At 72.2% G+C, this 23,572-nt stretch carries 22 protein-coding genes and 1 tRNA gene; 12 read left to right on the top strand and 11 right to left on the bottom strand.

What is annotated here, in order from left to right; all coding sequences use genetic code 11:
* Positions 1-17: 17 nt before the first annotated feature.
* Positions 18-1,409: a cysteine--tRNA ligase gene (gene cysS, locus AB0H75_RS39255; protein WP_367804963.1), complete on the top strand. Its 1,392-nt coding sequence runs from the start codon at positions 18-20 to the stop codon at positions 1,407-1,409.
* Here the strand turns inward: cysS and AB0H75_RS39250 are convergent.
* The 3 genes from AB0H75_RS39250 to AB0H75_RS39240 form a co-directional block, all read right to left on the bottom strand.
* The gene (locus AB0H75_RS39250; RefSeq protein WP_367804961.1) at positions 1,406-1,843 is read right to left on the bottom strand and encodes an organic hydroperoxide resistance protein; all 438 of its coding nucleotides are present in this window, start codon (positions 1,841-1,843) and stop codon (positions 1,406-1,408) included. The two genes, cysS and AB0H75_RS39250, sit on opposite strands and share 4 nt — an antisense overlap.
* Positions 1,844-2,004: 161 nt before the next feature.
* On the bottom strand, positions 2,005-3,309 hold the full coding sequence (locus AB0H75_RS39245) for an FtsX-like permease family protein (protein ID WP_367804959.1): 1,305 nt from the start codon (positions 3,307-3,309) through the stop codon (positions 2,005-2,007).
* Positions 3,306-4,118, bottom strand: coding sequence for an ABC transporter ATP-binding protein (locus tag AB0H75_RS39240; RefSeq protein ID WP_367804957.1), 813 nt, complete (start codon positions 4,116-4,118; stop codon positions 3,306-3,308). Before AB0H75_RS39240 ends, AB0H75_RS39245 begins: the two co-directional genes overlap by 4 nt.
* Before the next feature lie 68 nt (positions 4,119-4,186).
* Between AB0H75_RS39240 and AB0H75_RS39235 the strand changes: the two genes are divergently transcribed.
* The 3 genes from AB0H75_RS39235 to AB0H75_RS39225 all read left to right on the top strand — a co-directional run bounded on the left by AB0H75_RS39235 (position 4,187) and on the right by AB0H75_RS39225 (position 5,852).
* A complete protein-coding gene (locus tag AB0H75_RS39235) occupies positions 4,187-4,753 on the top strand; it encodes a TetR/AcrR family transcriptional regulator (RefSeq protein ID WP_367804955.1) in 567 nt (188 codons plus the stop codon).
* Between the two features lie 31 nt (positions 4,754-4,784).
* The gene (rlmB, locus tag AB0H75_RS39230) at positions 4,785-5,759 is read left to right on the top strand and encodes a 23S rRNA (guanosine(2251)-2'-O)-methyltransferase RlmB (protein WP_367804953.1); all 975 of its coding nucleotides are present in this window, start codon (positions 4,785-4,787) and stop codon (positions 5,757-5,759) included.
* Positions 5,760-5,779: 20 nt separating this feature from the next.
* A tRNA-Thr gene (locus tag AB0H75_RS39225) sits at positions 5,780-5,852 on the top strand.
* Positions 5,853-5,956: 104 nt separating this feature from the next.
* On the opposite strand, the gene AB0H75_RS39220 is transcribed toward AB0H75_RS39225, so the two are convergent.
* Complete coding sequence (locus AB0H75_RS39220) at positions 5,957-6,682, bottom strand: hypothetical protein (RefSeq protein ID WP_367804951.1); 726 nt, start codon at positions 6,680-6,682, stop codon at positions 5,957-5,959.
* Between the two features lie 896 nt (positions 6,683-7,578).
* The gene (locus AB0H75_RS39215; RefSeq protein WP_367804949.1) at positions 7,579-8,514 is read right to left on the bottom strand and encodes a hypothetical protein; all 936 of its coding nucleotides are present in this window, start codon (positions 8,512-8,514) and stop codon (positions 7,579-7,581) included.
* A 130-nt stretch (positions 8,515-8,644) separates the two neighbouring features.
* Here AB0H75_RS39215 and AB0H75_RS39210 point away from each other — a divergent pair, with 130 nt between their 5' ends.
* Positions 8,645-9,160, top strand: coding sequence for a SigE family RNA polymerase sigma factor (locus tag AB0H75_RS39210; RefSeq protein WP_367804947.1), 516 nt, complete (start codon positions 8,645-8,647; stop codon positions 9,158-9,160).
* On the top strand, positions 9,147-9,875 hold the full coding sequence (locus AB0H75_RS39205; protein ID WP_367804945.1) for a hypothetical protein: 729 nt from the start codon (positions 9,147-9,149) through the stop codon (positions 9,873-9,875). Before AB0H75_RS39210 ends, AB0H75_RS39205 begins: the two co-directional genes overlap by 14 nt.
* 307 nt (positions 9,876-10,182) lie before the next feature.
* On the opposite strand, the gene AB0H75_RS39200 is transcribed toward AB0H75_RS39205, so the two are convergent.
* Positions 10,183-11,592 carry a hypothetical protein gene (locus tag AB0H75_RS39200; protein ID WP_367804943.1) on the bottom strand — a complete coding sequence of 470 codons (1,410 nt, stop codon included), beginning with the start codon at positions 11,590-11,592 and terminating at the stop codon, positions 10,183-10,185.
* Positions 11,593-11,947: 355 nt separating this feature from the next.
* On the opposite strand from AB0H75_RS39200, the gene AB0H75_RS39195 reads away from it, so the two are divergent.
* Complete coding sequence (locus tag AB0H75_RS39195) at positions 11,948-13,093, top strand: FAD-dependent monooxygenase (RefSeq protein WP_367804941.1); 1,146 nt, start codon at positions 11,948-11,950, stop codon at positions 13,091-13,093.
* 112 nt (positions 13,094-13,205) lie between these two features.
* On the opposite strand, the gene AB0H75_RS39190 is transcribed toward AB0H75_RS39195, so the two are convergent.
* The gene (locus AB0H75_RS39190) at positions 13,206-13,583 is read right to left on the bottom strand and encodes a winged helix-turn-helix transcriptional regulator (RefSeq protein WP_367804939.1); all 378 of its coding nucleotides are present in this window, start codon (positions 13,581-13,583) and stop codon (positions 13,206-13,208) included.
* 144 nt (positions 13,584-13,727) lie between these two features.
* Between AB0H75_RS39190 and AB0H75_RS39185 the strand changes: the two genes are divergently transcribed.
* Positions 13,728-14,690 carry an NADP-dependent oxidoreductase gene (locus tag AB0H75_RS39185; protein WP_367804937.1) on the top strand — a complete coding sequence of 321 codons (963 nt, stop codon included), beginning with the start codon at positions 13,728-13,730 and terminating at the stop codon, positions 14,688-14,690.
* 61 nt (positions 14,691-14,751) lie between these two features.
* A complete protein-coding gene (locus AB0H75_RS39180; RefSeq protein ID WP_367804935.1) occupies positions 14,752-15,081 on the top strand; it encodes a YbaB/EbfC family nucleoid-associated protein in 330 nt (109 codons plus the stop codon).
* A 29-nt stretch (positions 15,082-15,110) separates the two neighbouring features.
* Here the strand turns inward: AB0H75_RS39180 and AB0H75_RS39175 are convergent, their stop codons facing one another.
* Complete coding sequence (locus AB0H75_RS39175; protein WP_367804933.1) at positions 15,111-16,064, bottom strand: hypothetical protein; 954 nt, start codon at positions 16,062-16,064, stop codon at positions 15,111-15,113.
* Between the two features lie 10 nt (positions 16,065-16,074).
* The gene (locus AB0H75_RS39170; RefSeq protein ID WP_367804931.1) at positions 16,075-16,476 is read right to left on the bottom strand and encodes a hypothetical protein; all 402 of its coding nucleotides are present in this window, start codon (positions 16,474-16,476) and stop codon (positions 16,075-16,077) included.
* 207 nt (positions 16,477-16,683) lie between these two features.
* Between AB0H75_RS39170 and AB0H75_RS39165 the strand changes: the two genes are divergently transcribed.
* Together AB0H75_RS39165 and AB0H75_RS39160 are read left to right on the top strand one after the other, a co-directional pair.
* Positions 16,684-17,904 carry a family 16 glycosylhydrolase gene (locus tag AB0H75_RS39165; protein ID WP_367804929.1) on the top strand — a complete coding sequence of 407 codons (1,221 nt, stop codon included), beginning with the start codon at positions 16,684-16,686 and terminating at the stop codon, positions 17,902-17,904.
* Between the two features lie 89 nt (positions 17,905-17,993).
* Positions 17,994-19,082 carry an NAD(P)-dependent alcohol dehydrogenase gene (locus AB0H75_RS39160; RefSeq protein WP_367804927.1) on the top strand — a complete coding sequence of 363 codons (1,089 nt, stop codon included), beginning with the start codon at positions 17,994-17,996 and terminating at the stop codon, positions 19,080-19,082.
* Here AB0H75_RS39160 and AB0H75_RS39155 read toward each other — a convergent pair.
* Positions 19,069-20,442 carry a sensor histidine kinase gene (locus AB0H75_RS39155; protein ID WP_367804925.1) on the bottom strand — a complete coding sequence of 458 codons (1,374 nt, stop codon included), beginning with the start codon at positions 20,440-20,442 and terminating at the stop codon, positions 19,069-19,071. The two genes, AB0H75_RS39160 and AB0H75_RS39155, sit on opposite strands and share 14 nt — an antisense overlap.
* 158 nt (positions 20,443-20,600) lie before the next feature.
* Between AB0H75_RS39155 and AB0H75_RS39150 the strand changes: the two genes are divergently transcribed.
* Positions 20,601-21,869 carry a cation:proton antiporter gene (locus AB0H75_RS39150; protein ID WP_367804923.1) on the top strand — a complete coding sequence of 423 codons (1,269 nt, stop codon included), beginning with the start codon at positions 20,601-20,603 and terminating at the stop codon, positions 21,867-21,869.
* An 11-nt stretch (positions 21,870-21,880) separates the two neighbouring features.
* Here the strand turns inward: AB0H75_RS39150 and AB0H75_RS39145 are convergent, their stop codons facing one another.
* On the bottom strand, positions 21,881-23,428 hold the full coding sequence (locus AB0H75_RS39145; RefSeq protein WP_367804921.1) for an alpha/beta fold hydrolase: 1,548 nt from the start codon (positions 23,426-23,428) through the stop codon (positions 21,881-21,883).
* Positions 23,429-23,572 lie beyond the last annotated feature (144 nt).

Below are 23,572 nucleotides of genomic sequence, written 5' to 3'. Positions count from 1 at the left end.
GCGTTAGCCTTGCCTTCGTGAGCCTGCACATCTACGACACCAGCGCGCGCGCCATCCGTGAATTCGTTCCGGTCGAAGCCGGCCGGGCGTCGATTTACCTGTGTGGCGCGACCGTGCAGGCTCCGCCGCACATCGGGCACATCCGCTCGGGCGTCAACTTCGACGTGCTCCGCCGCTGGCTGATGCGCTCGGGTTACGACGTGACGTTCTGCCGCAACGTCACGGACATCGACGACAAGATCATCAGGGTGTCGGCCGAGGAGGGCGTGCCCTGGTTCGTGGTCGCCGAGCGCAACCAGCGGGCCTTCACGTGGGCGTACGAGACGCTGGGCTGCCTGCCGCCGACGGTCGAGCCGCGGGCGACGGGGCACGTGCCCGAGATGATCACCCTGATGCAGCGGCTGATCGACCGCGGGCACGCCTACGCCTCCGGCGGTGACGTCTACTTCGACGTCCGGTCCTGGGCCGAGCACTACGGCTCGCTCTCCAACCAGAAGCTGGAGAACATGCGGGCCGCGGCCGACACCGACGACGAGTCCTGCAAGCGCGACCCGCGCGACTTCGCCCTGTGGAAGGGCGAGAAGCCGGGCGAGCCGACCTGGCCCACCCCGTGGGGCCCCGGGCGTCCCGGCTGGCACCTGGAGTGCTCGGCGATGGCCACGAAGTACCTCGGGCCGACGTTCGACATCCACGGGGGCGGGCTCGACCTGATCTTCCCGCACCACGAGAACGAGATCGCCCAGTCCCAGGCGGCGGGTGACGGGTTCGCCCGCTACTGGATGCACAACGGCATGCTCAAGATCGGCGCGGAGAAGATGAGCAAGTCGCTCGGCAACTCCCTGCTGATCCCCGACATGGTGCAGAAGGTCCGTCCCGTCGAGCTGCGCTACTACCTGGCGACGCCGCACTACCGCTCCTCCATCGAATACTCCGAGGAGGCGCTGCGGGAGGCGGCCGCCGCCTACCAGCGCATCGAGGGTTTCGTCACCCGCGCCGCCGAGGTCATCCACGACGTGGACGCCGACGCGCCGCTGCCGCAGGCGTTCGCGGACGCCCTCGACGACGACCTCGGCACCCCGCAGGCGATGGCGATCGTCCACGAGGTGGTGCGCGAGGGCAACGTGGCGCTGTCGCGGGGCGACAAGGAGGCCGTGGCGCGCCTGCTGGCCGAGACCCAGAACATGCTCGACGTCCTCGGCCTCGACCCGCGCTCCGCGCAGTGGCGCGGCGCCGGCTCCGACCTGTCGCCGGTCGTGGACGCGCTGGTGGCGGTGGCGCTGGAGCAGCGCAAGGCGGCGCGGGCCCGCAAGGACTACGAGTCGGCCGACGCGATCAGAGACCAGCTGGCCGCCGCGGGCATCACGGTCGAGGACACCCCGCACGGGGCGCGCTGGGAGCTGTCCCGCTAAGCGACACCCGCCCCGTTGGCGACCAGCGCGACCTCCACGTTCCCCCGGGTCGCGTTGGAGTACGGGCAGACGCGGTGCGCGCTCCTCACCAGCGCCACCGCCTGGCCGGCGTCCTCCACCGACGGCAACGTGACGTCCAGCTCGACGCCGAGCCGGAACGTGCCGTCCCCGTTGGGGATCAGGTGGACCTTCGATTCCACCACGGAGTCGCCCGCCTCCACGCCCTCCCTGCGCCCGAGCATGCTCAGCACGCTGGAGAAGCAGGCGGCGTAACCGACGGCGAACAGCTGCTCGGGATTGGTGCCGTCCCCGTCACCGCCCAGCTCCTTCGGCTGCCGGAGCCGGACGTCGAGTTTCCCGTCGCGGCTGGTGCCGTGCCCGTCGGCCCGCCCGCCGGTGACGGTCGCCTCCGCCGTGTAGAGCGGCTTGGTCATGTCGTCCGTTCCTTCCTGGTAAGCCAGTCTTTCCTTCTAGTTTTGGGATTCTAGACTTCAAAAACAGGAAGTCAACGATTAATATCCAGGAACCGCGTACGTAATGGGCGGAGACGCCGGGACGGTCGGCCGAGCAGGAAGTGAGGTCAGATCGGGTCAGGTCAGGTCCGGCGGATGACGCGCCTCCCCGCTGCGGACGTGACGCCCAGGGTGATCGCCAGCCCGACCGCGATCGTGATCACGTACGGCAGGGGCGCCGCCGCCCGCAGGGGGTCGCCCGTCTTGACGACGGCGAACGGCAGGACCGTGACGAACGCGCCCACGCTGCCCGCGACCGCGCTGACGGCGGCGGCCGTGCCGACCTCGCGGACGAGCATGCGCCGGGTCTGGGCATGGGTCGAGCCGATGAGGGACATGGTCGCGAACTCGGGGCGGCGCCGGGCGATGGAGGCGATGAGGTTGTTCGTGAGGGCGATGGCCATGAACGCCGTGAGCAGCGCCACGACCAGGTAGTTGATCGATGCGAGGACCTGGGCCGAGCCGGTCGCGGTGCCGGTGGTGGTGTTCTCGATGCCCTGCATGCTGAGGGTGCCCGCGGCGACGCCGACGAAGAGGGTCAGGAAGGTCGCGGCGGGGCGTACCCGGTCGGGGGCGGCGGCGAGGTTGATCGCGGCCAGGCGGGAGGGGGCGGCGGCCTGCGGGCGGTGGAGGGCGTTCGCCGCGGCGATGAGCTCGGGGGCGAGCACGCACAGGCCGACGGCCACGAGCACGCAGCCCGGCCCGGTCATGGCGGTGGTGAGCACGTCGGCCGGGTCCAGGGCGAACACCGCGGCCGACGAGGTCAGGCCGGCGACGATGACGACCATCGCGGCGACGCGGCGCGCCCGTCCCGTACGGCGGCGCCGGGCGGGGGAGGCGTCGGCCACCGGGCTGCGGCGCGCGAGGGCGCGGCTGCCGATCCACGCGGCCAGTACGCTCGCGGCCGACACGATGAGCATGCCGAGCACCGGAAGGAGAACGCCCGGCGCGTACACCGAGGCCGCGGCGGTGAGCCCGGCGGAACGGACGGCTGCGGCGACGACCCCGCCGACGAGGTATCCGCCCGCCAGGCCGGGGAGCGCGGTGACGGCGGCGATGACCGCCGTCTCGACGGCGAGCATGCGCTGCACCTGCCGGGGGGTCGCGCCGATGAGGCGGATGCCGGCGATCTCCCCGGCCCGCCCGCCGACGGCGACGCTGATGGTCGAGACCATGGCGAACAGGACGATCGCCACGATCCATCCGCCCATGATGAGCGGGAACTGCACCAGGAACGAGCGGTCGGCGGCGGCCGTGGTCGTGGCCAGCCCGGTGCCCAGCAGGGCCATCATGGCCGTGACCAGGATCGTACCGACGAGTGAGACCAGGCCGGTGGCGGTCGCGGCGGCGCGGTGGTGCGCGAAGGAGCGCACGGCGATCCCGATCAACGCTTCACCGCCGCGTTGCCGGTCGTGCCACTGGAGGGGCCGTTGGCCGTGCTGTTGGCGGCCTGCTCGGCCGACTCGACCAGGACGGCCATCCTGCCGGCGACCTCCTGCGCGGTGGGGCGCCTGAGATGGTCGACGATCCGGCCGTCGGCGAGGAAGAGCACCGCGTCGGAGTAGGAGGCGGCGACGGGGTCGTGCGTGACCATGATGATCGTCTGGCCCTGGTCGGCGAGTTCGCGCATCAGGCGCAGGACGTCGCGGGCGCTGCGGATGTCGAGGGCGCCCGTGGGCTCGTCGGCGAAGACGACGTCGGGGTCGGTGATCAGCGCCCGGGCGACCGCGACGCGCTGCTTCTGGCCGCCCGAGAGCTGGTCGGGACGGTGGCTGCCGCGCTCGGCCAGCCCCACCCGGGCGAGCAGCTCGGCCGTGCGCGCCGCGCTGGTCCGCCGCGAGTCCAGCCGCAGGGGCAGCTCGACGTTGTCCACGGCCGAGAGCGCGGGCAGCAGGTTAAACGACTGGAAGACGAACCCGACGCGCCGCCGCCGCAATCGCGCGAGTTGCGCCTGGTCGAGCGCGCCCAGGTCCTGCCCGTTGAGCCGCACGGAGCCGGACGTGGGCCGCTGCAGCCCGGCGGCGCAGTGAAGCAGCGTGGTCTTGCCCGACCCGGACGGACCCATGATCGCGATGAAGGACGACCTGGGGATGTCGAGATCGATCCCGCGCAGGGCGTGGACCGGACCGGCCTCGCCCGGGTACTCGCAGCGCAGGCCGCGGATGCGCAGGACGGGAGGCGCCGAGACGGCGTGCATGTGGACTCCTTAAATGATCGTTTTAAACGTTCATTTCAAACGAATGTTTATTTGATACGGTAAGGCATGTGAGTGCCAAGGACAAGCTGCTGCTGGCCGCCCGCGACTGCCTGCTGACGAAGGGGTATGCCCACACCACCGTGCGTGACCTGGTGGCGGCGTCAGGGGCGAACCAGGCGTCGATCAACTACCACTTCGGCTCGAAGGAGCAGCTGCTCACCCGGGCCCTGCGCGACCTCAACACGGAGTGGGGCGAGCTGCTGTTCGCGGTGCTGGAGGAGCCGGGCGACGCCGACCAGGAGGCGTTGTGGGGCCGGATCATCGACTCGATCCAGGTCAACCGGTCGTTGTGGTTCGTCAACTTCGAGTCCGTGGCCTCGTCGAGGCAGGACGAGGAGATCAGGAGCATGCTGGCCGGCGGGCAGGAGGTGGCGAGGGCGTCGCTGGCGCGGGCGTTCGCGGGCCTCGGGCCGGACGACGATCCCGACGAGGTGCGGGCGGCCGGGTCGTACTATTTCGCCCTGCTCGTCGGGCTCGCCGCGCAGTGGCTCGCCGACCCCGAGCACGCCCCGACGGCCGCGCAGTTCGTCTCGGGCCGGCAGCCCCCGGCACCGGGGCGCCCGCGCGTGGGATGAGACGCGCGGCGGCCCGAGTACCCTTGTTGACATGGCAGCAGGCGGTAGGGCTTCGGGCAGGCCCGCGAAGAAGAAGGGCCCGTCCAAGGGTACCGGGGGCCAGGTACGCCGCGGACTCCAGGGCAAGGGCGCGACCCCGCCCGCCGAGATGCGCCACTGGTACAAGGACAAGGCCCGCACCGAGCGCATCTCCCGCGAGGAGCGCACGGGCGGCACGGGCACCCGCCGTCCGGCCGCGGGGGGCCGCCAGCGCCGCTCCGAGGACTCCCCGGAGTACATCGGCGGCCGCAACCCGGTCCTGGAGGCGCTGCAGGCGGGCGTTCCGTGCACGGCCCTGTACGTCGCCCAGCGCATCGACAACGACGACCGCGTACGCGACTCCATCAAGATCGCGGCGGAGCACGGCATAGCCCTGCTCGAAACCACCCGCGACAAGCTCGACCGCCTGACCGAGGGCGCCGTCCACCAGGGCATCGCACTCCAGATCCCGGCGTACGACTACGCCCACCCCTCCGAGCTGGTCGAGCTGGCCCACGACGCCGCCGAGGTCCCCCTGATCGTCGCCCTGGACTCAGTGACGGACCCACGCAACCTGGGCGCGATCGCCCGCTCGGCCACCGCGTTCGGCGCCCACGGCCTCCTCGTCCCGTCCCGCCGCTCGGCCGGCGTCACGGCGGGAGCCTGGAAGACCTCGGCCGGCACCCTGGCCACCCTGCGCGTCGCCCGCGCCGCCAACCTGACGGCCGCCCTCCGCGAATACCGCGACGCGGGCCTGTTCGTCATCGGCCTCGACGGCGCCGGCGACACCGACATCGACGCCGTCGACCTCCTGACCGAACCCGCCGTCATCGTGGTCGGCTCCGAGGGCAAGGGCCTGTCCCGCCTCGTCCGCGAGCAGTGCGACGTGGTGGCCCGCATCCCGATGCGCGGCGCCGCCGAATCCCTGAACGCGGGCGTGGCGGCCGGAGTGGCGCTGTACGAGGTCGCTCGTCACAGGCGCCTCTAGCGTCTACACTGGTAGGCCGCGCCGACGTAGCTCAATCGGCAGAGCATCTGTCTTGTAAACAGAAGGTCAGGGGTTCGATTCCCCTCGTCGGCTCTGCATCAGGAAGCCCCTGAACAGGCGATTCGCCGTCAGGGGCTTTCGGCTTTCTCAGGGGAACTGCTCGGTCGTCGCAGGAGAGGCGCTACGCGCCCGGAAGCTCAGGCAGTGACCTTTGGGGGGCGCGGCCCCCCAAACCCCCATCTCACACCCCGCTGCGCCGCCCCGCCTGCCGCATGGTTCACATTCGGATAGTTCGGCTTGCGTGCCATCCACCACCAGCCGTCCCCCAGGCGGGTGCACTCATAGAAATCATCGAACGTGGTTTCGGTGAGATCGCAGGGACTTGTCCGCGCGGCGTCAGGCCGGCCATAGATGTAGAGGAACATGTTCTCCGACACTTCCTCGTCTGACAGGTCCATCATCAGAACGCGTCCGGGATAGGTCTCGATCGACACATCCTGCGTATGGAGATGATCAAAGGGCAGGAGGTCGAACTCAGCGGGCAGGTCCACCCAGCCGCCCGAAGGTGTGTCCGTCGGCAGCTTCATCTCCTCGGCCAGTTGGGCCAGTGCGGTGAACTTGCCGTGATGGACCGCGAACCACGTACGCCCGAATACGCCGTTCCAGGGCAGCAGCACAACGGCGGCGCACAGGCCGACCACCGCGCCGATCGCGAGGCGGCCGCGGGTGTCACGACGGCGGCGTTCGAGTCGCTTCGCCCACTCCCAGGTGGAGAGCAGAGCCACGATGAACGCGGCTCCCAGAGTCAGGTGTTCGATGATGCGGCCGTAGTACTCCAGCCACAGCAGATATCGCCCCATCACGACCACGAGCCAGCTCACCACCATGGTCGCGCTCAACGCGTACGATCGCTTCTCGATCACGCCTCCAGACCGGTTGGCGAGCGCCGCTCCATGTGAGGACAGCCCTCCGCCAGCCTACGAATTCCCCGGGCGCTCCACCCGCCTCATGGAACGGGCCCCGCGTAACCCGCTGCCGTCCGGGACGTACCGGACCTCGAACTCCCCGTCCGGAGAGGCGCGTCCATCCCGCTGGCCGGCGTGCGCAAAGCCGTCATGGCTGAGCATTCTGCACCACCAAGATCGGTGCCGAAGGCGGAATCCGACAACACGGGACGCCATCAACGTCACGCACGAGGAAGGAGAAGGCGGGCCGGTCGTTGTACGAGCCGGCGAAGAACAACCGGTCGATCTTCGCGGAGAGGGTCGTCTCCTCGTGGAGTCCACGAACTGCCGCACTCTCCGACGACTCGCCTCGCCCTCCTCCCCATGGCCTCCGGGAAGAACCGCATAGTGGTGCCCGGGACACTGAGAGGCCCCCGCCGGCCCGCGGCATCGCCCATGACACAGGTGATGCCCGGCCTTCGCTGGAGGAGCCGCTTGATGGCCAGGGCTCGGGTGCCGCCGACGACCACGGCGACCGCTCGGGCGATCGGCATGAAGTGGATCCTACGATTCGATTCCCCTCGTCGGCTCTGCGGCGGGAAGCCCCTGAACAGGCGAACCGCCGTCAGGGGCTTTCTGGTTTGTCAGGACGATGTTGGGAGCTTGCTGGCGGGCTCGCCGACACGGTCGCTCTTCGCCGACGGCCTTGGGGAAGATGTCGGCAGCCGTCGCCGCCTGCTCATGGATGATGGCGTGGGCGTGGGCCCGGAGAGTGATCGCCGCGACGACGTGGACGGGCACGCCGGCCAGGAGCAGCGTCGTGGCGTGGACGCGGCGGCGGTGAGGAAGTGGGAGCCGGTGTCGGAGCCGGCTCATCAGGGCAGGGCGGGCACCGCGGGTGCGGCGTTCGTCCAGCCGGCGTGCAGGACGAGCTCGATGTTGTCGTTGCCCGGCCGCTCGACCTTGTGCACGTTCGAGAGCAGGACCATGTCGGCGGTGTCGATGATCAGACGCCTCGTGATCTTCCCTCGCTCGGCCTTCGGACCGGTGGCCTGCCGCTGGTCGATCGACAGCGCGGTGCCGTTCCTGCCCAGGTCGTCGCGCGCGGCGCCCTCGGCGTGCACGCCGGGCAGCGTCAGCAGCACCTGGTAGGCCGCGGCGCGGACCTCCTTCGGCGCCGGGAGGCGGTAGAGCAGGTCGGGCAGCAGGCCGGCGATGAAGGAGCCGGTGTCGTCGCCGCCACCCCGCACCTGGGCGGCCTTCGTCAGCCATGCCTTCAGCGCGGCCGGGTCGGCGGGCAGCCGTTGCACCTCCTCGTACGTCAGGTACTGCCCGACGAGGAAGAACTTGGTGCTCTGGCCGCGTACCGGGGTGACGTGGCCCCTGGTCGGCCTCGTGGACAGCACCACGGTCTGGCCCACCACGTCGCGGGTCCACCTGGCCGGCGAGCCGTCGCGCCGCCACGCCTCGCGGTCCTTGTCGCTCTTCGGGTACGCCCCCGCTTCCCGGAACCCGATCCAGCTCCTGCCGTCCGTCGTGTTCCACTGCTCGGTGAGGTCCTGCTCGACCACCCAGTACGGGTTCGCGCGGCTGCCGACCTGCCGGAAGTTGTCGCGGCGGGACAACACCCTCGTGTGCCAGTACGTGCCCTCCGGCGTCGACGCGGCCGCCAGCCGCGCGACCGGGGCCTTGGCCGGTGCCGCGGCCTGCGCCCCGGTCAGGCCCGGCAGTGCCAGCAGCGCGGCGGCGGCCACCGCCAGGCACGTCCCGGCGATGGTCAGCCGCCGCCCCGGTGCGGTCGCCAGCTCCATGTGCATCCTCCGTGGTTGCGTCGTAACGCCTGTCAATACGCTCGGGCGCCCCTGGAGGTTGCCTGGGACACGCGAGCAACCTTGCGGACGGCCGAGGCGTATAAGGGGGCGTGAAACGGGACACAGCGCCGTGAGCGGCGGCGCGGAAGATGACTTCGGCGCGTTCGTGGCGGCCAGAGCCACGACCCTGCTGCGGGTCGCCCACCTCGCCTGCGGGGACCGGGCGGAGGCGGAGGACCTGTTGCAGACGGCGCTGGAGCGTACCTACAGGAACTGGCACAAGGTGCGGCACGACAGCCCCGAGCCCTACGTGCGCCGCGTGATCGTGAACACCGCCATCAGCCGGGCCCGCCGCCGGGCGATCCTGCGGATGATCCCGATGCGCGCGCTGCCTGACACCCCCGCGCGCTCGGACGACGTGGACCTGCGCGAGGTGCTCATGGACGCGCTGCGGGCCCTGCCGCCCCGGCAGCGCGCGGTGGTCGTCCTGCGGTACTGGGAGGACCTCAGCGAGCACCAGACGGCGCAGGTGCTCGGCTGCGCGGTCGGGACGGTCAAGAGCCAGTGCTCGAAGGCGCTGGCCAAGCTGCGTACGGCGCTCGGCGAGGAGTCCGTGGAAGGAGTGATCGGTCATGGCCGCGCTTGAGGAACGCATCCGCCACCTCATGGCGGAGGAGACCGCGGGCCTGTACGCCCCGCCCGACCTCGGGCTGCGGGTCATGCGATCCGCCAAGCGGAAGAGGAGGCGGCGCAGCGTGCTGGCCGCGCTGGCCGCCACCGTGGCCGTCGCCGGCGCCGCCCCCCTCTACCTGGCGACGGCCACGGGCTCCGAGCCGACACCGATCGTCATCGAGACACCCTCCCCTCCCGCCATCGACGACCTGCCGCCCACGGGCAGGCCGACGCAGAAGGACCTCGGGGACCTGGGCGACGGGAAGGCGTTCGGGCACGTCAAGGTGGGTTATCTGCCCGAGGGGCTGCGGTGGCAGAAGTGGTCGCTGGACTTCGGCGACCGCTATTCGACCTCCTACGACTACAAGGGCGACAAGCACGGCTTCTACTGCGTCCAGATCTACGTGTTCGAGGACGAGGCCGTGCTGGAGGTCGACGACCGCATCAGCGTTCATCGGCAGGAGGGAGAGGGGCAGGAGGTGCGCATCGGTGACCGCACCGGATACATGGTCGTGCAGAACGTCGGCGAGGACGGCGGGAACGGCACCCCCACGCTGTTCCTCGACATGGGCGAGCGGCGGCGGGCCGAGATCTCGTTCAGCCCGGCCTACGTCAAGGACCTGCGCACCTCCGAAGCCGTCGACCGCGAGCTGCGCGAGATCGCCGAGGGCCTGACCTCGACGGACTGACGAGCCGGCCCCGGCCGTCGTCATGAAGCTGCCGGGCTTCATCGCCGGTCAGTGGGGCCGGTCGCAGCGGTGGCAGGATGGGGTGGTGACGACCATCGCCGAAGCTCGTCGAATGCCGGGGCCGCTCAGAGTGGCTCGGTTCATCGTCACGCTGGAAGCGGCTTTCGGGCTGGTGGGCTTGGGGCTCGCGCTGGTGTCCTTCTTCTCCGCTTTCGATCGGGGTGTCCTGCCGGGGCTGGTCTACTTCGCGGGGAGAGTCGCCCTTCTCGGGTGGTTGCTGAGCCGATGGTCGAGTCGTCGGAGGTACTTACGATGGGCGATCGTCGTTGTGCACCTGCTGGATGTCGGTGCCACCGTTCTCGACCTGGCGTTCTTCTCGACCGTGACGTGGCATGCGGTGCTCGGTGGCCACGTGCTCACAGGGGTTGTCGTCGTCCTGCTTCTGTTGCCTTCGGCGGGGCGTTGGTTCTGTGAGTCCAGGGTCTGACGCGAGGGTGGGGACTCGGGCGCTGTGGTGGAGGAAGCCGAGGGTCTGCAGGGCGAGGAGGAGGGTGCTGGTGAGGGGGAGGGCGCTCCACAGGCCGGGGAGGCCCCAGGCCGCCGTCACGGCGGGTGTCGCCAGGGCGAGGAGGCCGTAGCTCGTCGCGGCCGAGCCCAGGCTCCAGGTCGAGCGTTTGAGTGCCGTCAGGCCGGTGGACATCACGATCGCGCAGTTGCCGGCGATGGAGTGGGCCAGCAGCAACGGCAGCAGGGCGAGCGTCAGGGCGAGCACCCTCGCGTCGGTGGTGAACAGGCGTAGCACCGCCTCGGCGAGGACCGACAGCGTGAGCGCCCCCGCGGACAGGCCGGCGACCGCGACCGCCAGGGCCGCGCGGTTGTGGCGGCGGGCGTCGGCGGGGGAGGTCGCCCTGGCGATCTCGGGGACGGCGGCCTGCGCGACGGCGAAGGCGGCCAGCCCCAGGAGCCCGTCCAGCGAGACGAGGACGGCGTGGGCGGCGGCGCCCTGGGCTCCGGTACGGGCGGCGGCGTAGGTCACCCCGCCCATGACCGCGAACTTGACCACCAGCGTGGCGGACATCGGGATGCCCACCTTCGCCATCCGCAGGATCTCGCGCGGTCGCGGGCGTCCGGGCCGCCACCCCGGTCGCCCGGCCAGCTCCGGCACCCGGCGCAGGAGGAGGTTGGAGGCGGCGAGCGCGGTGGCGGTGGCGGCCACGAGCGCGACGCCGGTGCCCTGGGCGCCCAGCCTGGGGACGAGGACGAGGAGCGACGTCACCTCCACGACGGTCCTGCACAGGCTCGACCAGAGCACGAGGCGGCCGCGGCCCAGCGCGATCAGCACGCCGTTCGCGCCGCCGCCCGCCGCGGCGAGCAGGACCTGGAGGGCCAGGAGCGCGGGCAGCGCGCCGAACTCGGCCGTCACCTCCGCGGGCGCTCCACCGAGCCGGGCGATCAGGGGGACGCCGAGCAGGACGAGCGCACCGGCCGTGCCGAGCCCCAGGGACAGCCAGCGGGCGTCCCTCAGGATGGGCAGCGCGTCGGCGGGGGATTCGCGGCAGGCGGCGACGAACGGGGCCATGCCGCGCAGGCCGCCGGAGACCGCCGCGGTGACCGGGTTCAGGACGGCGGCGACGAGGGCGAAGGCGGCCAGCTCGGTCGTCGCCCGCTGGCCGAGGAGGGAGGTGCCGAGGAGCTGGGTCGCGGTTCCGGCGCTCATCGACAGGAAGAGAGGGGTCGCCGATCGCAGGATCACCCGGGCGGGAGCGGGGGCGGGGGCGAGAGGAGGAGCGGGAGGGGGCATGAAACGCAGAATCCCGGACGGGGCCGTCCGGGATACATGATCATTATAGCAGGTGGGTCCGCGCGGCGGTCAGTTGCGCGGGGGTGGGCGGTTCCGCGGGCGCCGTCGTGCGGTGGCGGGCGCGGGGTACGGCCGTGCGCTGGCGGGCGCGGGGTACGGCCGTGCGCTGGCGGGGGCGGGGGCGCGGCCGTGTGGCGGTGGTGTGGAAGTACTGGGCGGATACCGTGCAGATCGCCGTACCGGCTCCGTGTTCCGCCTAGCGTCGCCAGGTATGCGAAGAGTGGACGTACTGGTCGTGGGGGCGGGGCTGGCGGGGCTGCACACGGCCCGCCTGCTCGCGGGCAGTGGCCTGGAGGCGCTGGTGGTGGAGCGGCGCAGGTCGTTGTCGGCGGGCGTCCGGACGACGGGGATCTTCGTCCGGCGTACCCTCGACGACTTCGACCTGCCGGAGCACCTGCTCGGGCCCGGGATCCGCGACGTGCTGCTGTATCCGCCGTCGCGCCGGGCGCCGGTCCGGCTCTCCAGCGATCGGGACGAGTACCGCGTGGCCGACATGCCGGGCGTGTACGCGTACGCGCGCGCAGCGGCGGAGGCGGCCGGGGCCCGGGTGCTGCTGGGCGTCCGGTACGTCCGCGCGTCGCCGGCGGGCGGCCCGGTGCATCTGGAGGGGACGGAGCCGGTGGTGGCCCGGTTCGTCGTCGGCGCGGACGGGGCCCGCTCCCGGGTGGCACGCGACCTGGGCCTCGACGTCAACCGGCGCTTCCTCGTGGGGGCCGAGCTCGTCCACCCGATCGCGCCGGGCACGGGCGCGCCGGCGTTCCACTGCGTGCTGGATCCCCGGATCGCTCCGGGGTACCTGGGGTGGGTCGTGGACGACGGGCGCCAGGCGCACGTCGGCGTCGCGGGGCATCCGGACGCGATGCGCCGCGGCGTCCGCCACCTGCTGGACACGTTCGCCGCGGACGCGCCGGGCCGCGTGGCGGCGGCCGGGCCGGTGGAGCGGCGGGGCGGTCCGATCCCGGTCGGCGGGGTGCTGCGGCGGCTGGCGTGCCCCGCCGGGCTGCTCGTCGGGGACGCGGCGGGCGCGGTGTCGCCGTTGACGGCTGGCGGGCTGGATCCCTGCCTGCGCATGTCCGAGCTGGCGGCGGCGGTGGTGGCCGGGTACCTGCGTACCGGGGATCAGGGGGTGTTGCGGCAGTACGACGGGGGCGCGCTGCGGCGCCGGTTCCGGGGGCGGCTGGCGATGCGGCGGGTGTTCGCGGGTGTCCGGTCGCCGGCCGTGATGGAGGCGGCGGTGGCCGTGCTGCGGAGCGGTGGCGGGCGGGCGGTGGCGGGGCGGGTGCTGTTCGGGGACGGCTCGTTCCCCGATGTCGGGCCGCGGATCGAGGGCCTGGCGGCCGGGCACCCAGGCCGGTGACGGCGGTGGCGACAAAGGCGGCAGGTGACAGCGGTGGTGACAAAGGCGGCAGGAAAGGCGGCAGGAAAGGCGGCAGGAGAAGGCGGCAGGAGAAGGCGGCAGGAAAGGACGGTCAGTTCGTGCCGGGGCGGGCGGCGTGGATCTGGTCGAGGTGGCTCTCCACCCAGGCGCGCAGCAGGCCGAGCGGCCCGGCCACGCCGCGCCCCAGCTCGGTGAGCGCGTACTCGACGTGCAGCGGGACCGCCGGGTAGATCGTGCGATCGACGAAGCCGTTCTCCTCCAGGCGGCGCAGCGTCTGGGTGAGCACCTTGGGGCTCACGCCCTCCAGCCGCCGCTGCAACGCGCCGAAGCGTTGCGGCCCCTCTTCGAGGGCGCCCACGGCCAGGGCCGACCACTTGTTGGCCAGCATGTCCAGGACGTCCCGGCACGGGCACTGCGCGGCGTAGACGTCGTGCCGGTCGTGCAGGCCGGATCCGCAGGTCGTCGTCATGGCCTGGCCCTTTCCTCGGAGGGGTATAACTTCCCAAAAGATAGTAGTGGCCCTTGCAAGTTACTACCACCCTTTGGGTAGCTTCGGCTGCGGCCGGAACGGAAGGCGTTCCGGCGGACGAGCCGATCGAGGAGAAGCAGACCCATGTCGTCCACCATGCGCGCGATCACCCAGGACTCCTTCGGCGGCCCGGACGTGCTGCGCCTCGCCGAGGTGCCGCGGCCGGCCCCGCAGCCCACCGAGATCCTGGTCCGGGTGCACGCCGCCGGCGTGAACCCGGTGGACTGGAAGACCCGCCAGGGCTCCGGCATGGCCGGGGTGCTCGGCGAGCCGCCGTTCATCCTGGGCTGGGACGTCTCCGGCGTGGTCGAGGAGGTCGGCTTCGGCGTGACGGTCTTCGCGCCGGGCGACGAGGTGTACGGCATGCCGTGGTTCCCGCGCCAGGCGGGCGCGTACGCCGAGTACGTCACCGCGCCCGCCCGCCAGTTCGCCCGCAAGCCGGCCACCGTCGGGCACGAGGCCGCGGCCGGGACGCCGCTGGCCGCGCTCACCGCCTGGCAGTCCCTGGTCGACACCGCCGCCCTCGCGCGCGGGCAGCGGGTGCTGGTCCACGCGGCGGCGGGCGGCGTCGGCCACCTGGCGGTGCAGATCGCCCGGCACCTGGGCGCGTACGTGATCGGCACCGCGAGCGCGGCCAAGCACGACTGGCTGCGCTCGCTCGGCGCCGACGAGGTGATCGACTACACCACGACCCGCTTCGAGGAAGCGGTCCGGGACGTGGACGTGGTGCTCGACATGGCCGGCGAAGCGCACGACCGGACGAGCACCCGCTCGCTGGAAGTGCTGCGCCCCGGCGGGCTGCTGGTGATGGTGTCGTCCAGCGCGGCGCCCGAGCTGATCGACCGGGCCCGCGAGCGTGGCTTGCGGGCCACCGGCATCCTGGTCGAGCCCGACGGCGCGGCGCTGGCCAGGATCGCCGAGCTCATCGACAAGGGCGAGCTGAGCGCCGAGGTCGAGGAGGTCTACCCGCTCGCGCAGGCCGCCGAGGCGCATCGGCGGGGCGAGCAGGGGCGTACCCGCGGCAAGATCGTGCTCAACGTCACCTGAGGAGAAATAAGGTTTTTGTCACCTCTTGCGCCTTATGTTCCCTTTGGGGCCATAATGGCGCATGGTGAGACGTGATCTTCGTAGTGGCGACCCGGAGCTCGACCGCCTCATGGCGGAGTTCCAGGCGAACTCCAGGGAGCTGTCCGGCGTCCTCGGCCTGGTCGGCGACGTGACCGGGCAGGCGGAGAGCCCGGACGGCAGGATCAGGGTGCGGGTGTCGTCCACGGGGCAGCTCGCCGGGCTGCACCTCGACCCGAGGGCGATGCGGCTGGGGTCCCAGGAGCTGGCCGACGCGATCATGGAGCTGTCGCGGCGCGCGGCCGAGGACGCCACGCGCCGGCTCGTGGACGTGACGCGGCCCTACCTGGAGGAGGAGCGCCGGCCCGGCTAGCCGGCCCGGCCGGGCCGTGGCCATGCCGGTCACCTCGTGCGCGGGATGAGGCTGCGCGTGCCGTGGATCAGGAACTTCTGGTACATCTCCTCCTCGGTCAGGCCGTGCTCCGCGCCGGGCAGAGGGTTGTCCCCGTGCTGCGCGTCCAGGACCATCGAGTACGTCGTCGAGGCGGTCAGCCGGGGCACGAACCCGCCGGTGTTGAGCGCCATCCCGTTCGGCAGGGGGACGTGGGTGGCCACGGCCCGCAGCCCGGGCACCTTGACCATCAGGGCCGCGCCGCCGTCGGCCACCGCGTCGAAGGCCATGTTGGCCACGAAGTGCTCGCGGAACGCGGTGAGGTTGTAGCCGGCCGAACGCACGTCGTTGCCCGAGGCGTCGGTCCTGATGCCGCCCAGGTGGTTGATCGCCAGGGGCAGCGCGACCTCGCCCGCCGCGTACGCCGCGCTGTCGGCGACGTAGTAGGCGAACAGCGGCAGGAGCAGCCTGACAAGGCGGTGCGCGGTGGCTCTGACCAGCAGCGCCTGGCGTTTCATGATCTGCTGGAGCAGCTTCCAGGTCAGCACCTGGTAGCCGACGGTGAACATCATGTCCACCGTCATGATCCAGCACAGCACGCGCAGCGCGTGGTTGACCTTCTCGATGACGTCGGCGTAGGCGCGGCAGGCGTCGGCCGCCCTGCGGTGCTTGAGCGAGACCGCGAGGACGGCCGGGCCGTACTGCTCGCTCCAGAACTTCCTGAACGCCTCGGTGGCCGGGTCCGGGCTCTTCTGCCAGACGTTCGCGGCGGCCGCGTTCGCCTCCCGGAAGCGGGCGTCGATCGCGTCGGCCAGCTCGTCCAGGACGTCGGCCGCCTCGCGGATCCGCTCCGGATCGCCCTCCAGGTAAGAGACGCCGAACAGGAACTCGGGCGCCAGCACTCCCGCCGCGCCGACGCCGGCCATGCCGCCCAGCGCCACCTTGCCTCCGAGCCCGACGGGCACGATCTCCTCCTCAGTCCAGCTCGACCGGCGTGACGGGCACGCCGATCCGGTCGTCCTGGCGCCGGGCGAACGCGATCAGGTCGCGCACGAAGGCGTTCTCGTCCACCGTGCTCGCCCAGTCGGCCGCCTTCACGTTCCTGCTCATGGCCACGACGGCCGCGCCGATGCCCTCGTACGCCCCGGCGAGGTCGTCCAGGGCCTTGCCCAGGCCCTCGTAGGCGCCGTCGAAGCCGGGATGGCCGTCCTCGCCCCGGCGGAAGACGCGGGCCGCCTCGTCGCTCGCCGGGTCGCCGAAGGAGGGGATGAGGTGGCTCAGCCGGGCGCGCAGCCGGGCGACGTCGCGGGCGAGCTCGCCGCCCTCGGCGTGGATCGCCCTGCCGCCGCCCTCCGTGCTCGAATGATCGATCTCCACAGCCGCCCAGTCTGCGGCTCCCCTGTTACGGCGGAATGACCGCCCGGTTGCCGGTTCCGTCCCGAGCGGCACGGGCAACGCGTGAGAGAGCGCTCTCTTGACAGGGAAGGTGAGGTTGCCGGAAGGTTTCCGTAAATGCACACCGGTGGAACCGATGAGGTGACCCGAATGGTCCGCACCCCCCGATCCAGAACCCGATCCAGAACGATGCTCGCCCTCGGCACCGCGCTCGTCTCGGTGCTCGCGCTGCTGCTGGTGCCGCTGACCGGCACCGCGAGCGCCGCTCCCGCCCCTGGCCCGCTGGTCTGGTCCGACGAGTTCGACGGAGCCGCCGGCAGCGCCGTCGACGCCGCGAAGTGGCGCTTCGACATCGGCGGCAGCGGCTGGGGCAACAACGAGCAGCAGTACTACACCAACAGCACCCGCAACGCCGCCCTGGACGGCGCGGGGAACCTGGTGATCACCGCCCGCCGCGAGAACCCGGCCAACTACCAGTGCCACTACGGCACCTGCCAGTACACCTCGGCGAGGCTGCTCACCTCCGCCACCTTCACCCGCGCCTACGGGCGCTTCGAGGCCCGCATGAAGCTGCCCAGGGGCCAGGGCATCTGGCCGGCGTTCTGGATGCTGGGCAACGACATCGGCTCGGCCGGCTGGCCCAACAGCGGCGAGATCGACATCATGGAGAACATCGGGCGCGAGCCCAACACCGTCCACGGCACCATCCACGGCCCCGGCTACTCCGGGGGCGGCGGCATCGGCGCGCCGTACTCGATCGGCGCCCCCTTCGCCGACGCCTTCCACACCTTCGCCGTCGACTGGTCGCCCAACCTCATCGTCTGGTACGTGGACGGCGTCGAGTACCAGCGGCGCACCCCGGCCGACCTCGGCGGCAACCGGTGGGTCTTCGACCACCCGTTCTTCATGATCATGAACGTCGCGGTCGGCGGCAACTGGCCCGGCTACCCCGACGCCTCCACCACGTTCCCGCAGACCATGACGGTCGACTACGTCCGCGTCTACGCCCCGCCCACCGACGGCGGCACCAGCGGCCGGATCACCGGCTACGGCGGCAAGTGCGTCGACGTGGCCGGGGCGAGCACCGCCAACGGCGCCGCCGTGCAGCTCTACGACTGCAACGGCACCGCCGCCCAGAGCTGGTCCTGGAACAGCGACGGCTCGGTGCGCGCGCTCGGCAAGTGCATGGACGTCACCTCCGGCTCCACCGCCAACGGCGCCCAGGTGCAGCTCTACGACTGCAACGGCACCGGCGCGCAGAAGTGGACCTACAACTCCGGCACCGGCCAGATCGTCAACCCGCCGTCAGGAAGGTGCCTCGACGCGACCGGGGTCAGTTCGGCCAACGGCACCCGGCTGCAGATCTGGGACTGCACGGGCGGCGCCAACCAGAAATGGACGCGTAACTGAGAGAGCGCGTTCTCGACACCGTTTCCGCGCGGCCGTCATTCCCCGCCGGGAATTGCCGGCCGCGCGGGCGGTCCCGCAGGATCGGCCGCATGAGTGACACGGCGACAAAGCGGCGGATGCTCGCCTGGCGGGCGCGCAAGGGGGCCGGGATCGACGGGCTGGAGCTGCGGGAGGTGCCCGAGCCGGCCCCCGGCCCCGGCGAGGTGCTGGTGGCAGTGCGGGCGGTCTCGCTCAGCTACCGGGAGCTGCTGGTGCTGCGCGGCGAGTACGTCCTGCCGGTCAAGGACGACCTGGTGCCGGTGTCGGACGGCGCCGGCGAGGTGGTGGAGCTGGGCCCGGGGACGTCGCGGGCGCGCGTCGGCGACCGGGTCACCGCCGGGTTGTTCCCGTACTGGCTGGACGGGCCGTTCGGGCGGCCGGAGGAGCTGCCGCAGCTCGGCGGGTCCCTGGACGGCATGCTCGCCAGGAAGGTGGTCCTGCCGGAGAGCGCCCTGGTGCCGGTGCCGGCGCACCTGTCCTACGCCGAGGCGGCGACGCTGCCGTGCGCGGCGGTGACCGCCTGGAACGCGCTGGAGGGCGTACGTGCCGGCGACACCGTGCTGACGTTGGGCACCGGAGGCGTGTCGCTGTTCGCGGCGCAGCTCGCCAAGCTGCTCGGCGCCCGCGTCATCGCCACCACCGGCGACGCGGGCAAGGCCGCGCGGCTGCGCGCGCTCGGCGTGGACGAGGTGGTGCTCCGGGAGAGCACACCGGGCGACGGGCAGCACGACGGGCAGCACGACGGGCAGCACGGTGGGCAGCACGGCGGGCCGGGCGACTGGCCGGAGCGGGTGCGGGCGCTGACCGCCGGCGGCCGGGGCGTGGACCGGGTGGTGGACGTGGTGGGCGACCTGCCGCGCTCGCTGCGGGCCGTGGCGATGTCGGGCGAGGTGGCGCTGGTCGGGTTCCTGGACAAGGAGCCGCCCGCGCTGGACCCGAGGAGGCTGTTCGGCTCCGGGGCGCGGGTGCGGCCCGTCGCCGTCGGGAGCAGGGCCCAGTTCGCGGCGATGAACCGGGCGATCGAGGCCGGCGGGATGCGGCCGGTGGTGGAGCGGGTGTTCCCGTTCGAGGAGGCCGTCGCGGCCTTCCGCCACTACGCGGACGAGCGGCCGTTCGGGAAGGTGGTCATCGCTCTTTGAGTGCCGGCAGCCGCAGGACGAAGCGGGCGCCGACGTCGGAGTTCTCGATCGCCAGCGAGCCGCCGTGCGCCGTGGCGATCTCCCGGGCGATGGGCAGGCCGAGCCCGGTGCCGCCCGCGTCCCGGTTGCGGGAGGCGTCCAGGCGGGTGAAGCGCTGGAAGACCACCTCACGCTGCTCGGGCGCGATGCCCGCGCCGTCGTCCAGGACCTCCACGATCGCCTCGCCGTCCTGCTGGCGGACGGTCACCAGGATCTGCGTCTCGGCGTGCCGCTCGGCGTTGTCGAGCAGGTTGGTGAGCAGGCGGACGAGCTGGAGCTGGTCGCCCTCGATGACGACGCCCGGCTGCACGCTGGTGACGACGCGCTTGGTGCGGTTGCGGGCGGTCTCGGTGGCGACCAGCTCGCCGAGGTCCACGGGCGCGCGCTCGGCCGGGGCGCCGGCGTCCAGCTTGGTGAGGGTGAGCAGGTCGGCGACGATGGCCTGGAGCCGGTCCAGGCTGGCGAGCACCTGCCGGCCCGCCTCCGGCCAGTCGGCGTCCTGGGGGTGGAGCAGGGCGTCCTCGACCTGGGTGCGCATGGCGGTGATGGGGCTGCGCAGGTCGTGCGAGGCGTCGGTGGCGAACCTGCGCTGCCGCTCCATCGCGACCTCCTGCTGCCGCCTGGCGTTCTCCAGCCGCTCCAGCGTGCGGTTGCCGGTCTCGGCGAGGGCCCTGATCTCGTCGTCGTGCTCCGGCACCGGCAGGCGCATCCCGTCGCCGCAGCTCGTCGTGATGTCGGCCAGCCTGCCGGTGATGCTGCTGACCGGGGCGAGCGTCCTGGCGACGATGCGCGAGACCCCCAGCCAGGTCAGCGCCACCAGCAGCGTCGTGATGCAGGTCTGGAACAGCAGCAGTTGCGGGCTGACGTACCAGGGGACGGCCGGGTCGTAGGCGAGGATGCGGTACTCGCCGTCCGGCTGGAAGGCGGTCAGCGCGACCACGGTCTTGCAGCCGTCCGGGAACGCGGGCAGGTCGCAGACCTCGGGGACCATGTCGCTGGCCTGGTTGCGCTGCAGGATGGTGCCGGTCTGCCGGGGCAGCCCGGCCAGGTTCGGGGTCCAGGCGACGGGGCTGCCGGCCGGGCCGATCACCTGGATGCCGTCGAGGCCGTAGGACGGCAGGGCCCGGGGCAGCCGGTCGCGCTGGATCATGAAGAGCACGCGCAGCACCTGGCTGGACATCTCGTGCCCGTGGATCGTGGCGACCTGGCTCCGCACGCCCCACAGCACGAACCCGCTGACCACGATGTTCAGCAGCAGCATGATGACGGCCGCGTACAGTGCCAGCCGCGTGCGCAGCGACTGCCCCCAACGTCTCTTCACCCGTGTCCCCCGCTGGTCAGGACATCACAACCAGCACTTTCACCGGGAGATACGGCGACAAAGGTTGGACAAAAGGTCAGCGCGTTCTACGGGAAAATTGCCTACAGATGGAGATATGTGGGGGATTGTCCTGGGATGAGCAGGGCAGTGGGCGGGGGATGTCCACCCCCGACCTCGTCCTCGCCCTCGGCGGCGGCGCCGCGCTGCTCGCCGCCGTCCTGCCCGGCCTGCTCGCCCGCCGGGCGGTGTCCCTGCCCCTGGTCTACCTGCTCGGCGGCGTGGTCCTGTTCCTGCTGCCGATCGGGCTGCCCGAGCCCGATCCCATCGCGCACCGGGCCGCGGTGGAGCACGTCACCGAGATCTGTGTGCTGGTCTCGCTCATGGGAGCGGGCCTGGCGCTCAACCGGCGGGTCGGGCTGCGGAGCTGGTCCACGACCTGGCGGCTGCTCGGCCTGGCGATGCCGCTGACCGTCGCCGGGATCGCGGCCGCGGCGACGGGCCTGCTGGGCTGGCCCCTCGCGGCCGCGCTGCTGCTCGGCGCGGTGCTCGCGCCCACCGACCCGGTGCTCGCCTCCGACGTCAACGTCGGCGAGCCCGCCGACGCCGAGAACGCCGACGACGAGGTCCGCTTCGCGCTCACCTCCGAGGCCGGGCTCAACGACGGCGCCGCCTTCCCCATCGTGTACGCCGCCATCGCCCTGGCCACCGCCGGGGGAGCGGGATGGCTCGGCGAGTGGGCGCTGACGGACGTGCTCTACCGGGTCGCCGCCGGGGTGATCTGCGGGCTGCTGATCGGCCGCCTGCTCGGCCGGCTGTTCTTCCACTCCCGGGCCGAGGAGCTGCGCCTCGCCGAGCGCCGCGACGGCTTCGTGGCGCTGGCCGCGACCCTGCTCGCGTACGGGGTGACCGAGCTGGTCAGCGGCTACGGCTTCATCGCCGTGTTCGTCACCGCCTGCGCCATCCGCCGGGCCGAGTACGGCCACGGCTACAACAACATCCTGCACGGCTTCGTCGAGCAGCTCGAACGGCTCTTCACCGCCTGGCTGCTGCTCCTGCTCGGCGGCTTCGTCGCGGCCGGCGGCCTGGCCGCGCTCACCTGGCGCGGCGCGGCCGTCGGGCTGCTGCTGCTCCTGGTCGTCCGCCCGCTGGCGGGCTGGCTCTCCCAACTCGGCGGCCTGGCCGGGCCGCGCGAGCGGTGGGTCGTCTCCTTCTTCGGGATCCGGGGGATCGGGTCGCTGTTCTACCTGGCGTACGCGCTGGGCCACGCCGACTTCGGCGTGCCGCCGGAGGAGCTGTGGGCGGTGACCGCCTTCACCGTGGTGGTCTCGGTGGTCCTGCACGGCGTCACCGCCACCCCGGTCATGAACCGCCTGGACGCCCTCCGCGACCGCCGCGCCGACCGGGTGCCGGCGGGCGGCCACGGGTGACGGTCAGGGCGTCACCGGCTCGCGGTCGCCGCCGTCCAGCCCGGCAGTCCGGGAAGCGGGCCGGGGTACGGGCGCGGGGCGCGCTTGGCGGCGGTCGCGGCCTCTGCCGGTGGCACCGCCGGGCAGCGCAGGCCCTTGGCGGGCAGGGCGCGGGAGACGAGGTACCGGTCGATGGCGGCCGTCGGGCAGTCGCCACGGCCGTAGATGCCGTGCCCCCACCCTTCGTACGTCACCAGCCGGGCCTCCCTGCCGATCTGCAGGGCCGTGCTCACCGCCCACGGGTAGGGGGTGGCGGGGTCGTGCAGGGCGTTGCCGAGCAGCAGCGTGGGCGAGCCGTCCACCTTGAGGCGGTGCTGCGGGTTCGGGGTGGCCGAGCCCTGGCAGATCAGCGTGAGCGGATGGGCGGCGGAGCTCACCAGCATGTCCGGCGCGATGGCCGCCGACCTGCGCAGCAGGCGGGCCCAGTCCCGGTGGTCGCGGACGGGCAGCGCGTAGTCCTGGCAGAAGACGAAGCTCGCGTCGTTGATGGTCTGCTCGGCCGTCCGCGCCGGCGGGGCGAACAGGGGGCTCGTGACGGGGGTGCCGTTCTCCATCGCCACCAGCAGCTCGGCCAGCTCCAGGTAGGCCGGGCCGTAGAACGCGCCGAACGCCACCCCGACGAGGTCGAGCTTGTTCAGCTTGACGTCCGGCTGGCCGGGGAAGGTCAGCTCGCCGCGCTCGGCGCGGGCCAGCAGCTCGTGCCACACGGCGCGCACGTCCCTGCCGTGCAGCGCGCACGCCTCGGTCCGCTCGCACCAGGCGACGAACTCGTTGAAGGAGTCCTGGGCGGTCCACGCCTCGGTGTCCAGGAACGCCTGGGTGCCGAGGCTGTGGTCCATGTTGCTGTCCAGGGCGAGGGCGCGGACGCGGCCCGGGTAGCGCTCGGCGTAGAGCTGGCCGATCAGCGTGCCGTAGGAGATGCCGTAGTACGTCAGCTTCTCCTCGCCGAGGGCGGCGCGCAGCGCGTCGAGGTCGCGGATCACGTTGCCGGTGTGGACGTGGTCGAACAGCGGGCCGGTGCGCCGCCGGCAGTCCTCGCGGTAGCGCTGGTTGTGGGCGAGCATGGCGTCCCAGTCGGCCCGGGTCTTCAGCGACAGCGGGTCGGGCGCCTGCACGGCCAGCTCCAGCGAGCAGGTGATGGGGTGGCTGCGGCCCACGCCGCGCGGGTCGAAGCCCACCACGTCGAAGCGGCTGGTGATCTCGGGGGTGAAGCCGAGCCAGTCGTTCAGCACGGCGTCCACGCCGGAGCCGCCGGGGCCGCCCGGGTTGATCACCAGCGAGCCGGTGCGGGCGGCCGGGTCGCTCGCCTTGCGCCGGGCCAGGGCCAGCTCGAACGTGCCGCCGCCCGGGTTGTTCCAGTCGATCGGTACGGTCAGCGTCCCGCACTCGACCGCCGTGTCCTCCGCGCAAGGCGTCCATGTGATGGCCGGAGCCGCCGGGGCCGCCGCGGCGGGGGCGGTGAGCGCCGGCGGGACCGCCAGGGCCAGTGAGAAGGCGAGGATCAGGACTGGTCTTCGCATCGCGATTCCCATCGTCGGGGCCCCGATCATCGACCGGCTCGCCTGACAGAACCATCCGCCTGAAGGAGGAAAAACAGGTCATACCTAAGTACCTTCCGCCCTCCGCGCCGCTTCGTTCCGCGAGCCCCGCCCGCACGCGCGGGG

The sequence above is a fragment of the Nonomuraea sp. NPDC050783 genome, from assembly GCF_040802095.1.
GTDB lineage: Bacteria > Actinomycetota > Actinomycetes > Streptosporangiales > Streptosporangiaceae > Nonomuraea.
The sequence above is the reverse complement of the archived record's forward strand: the minus strand, read 5'-3'. Positions and strand labels throughout refer to the sequence as shown.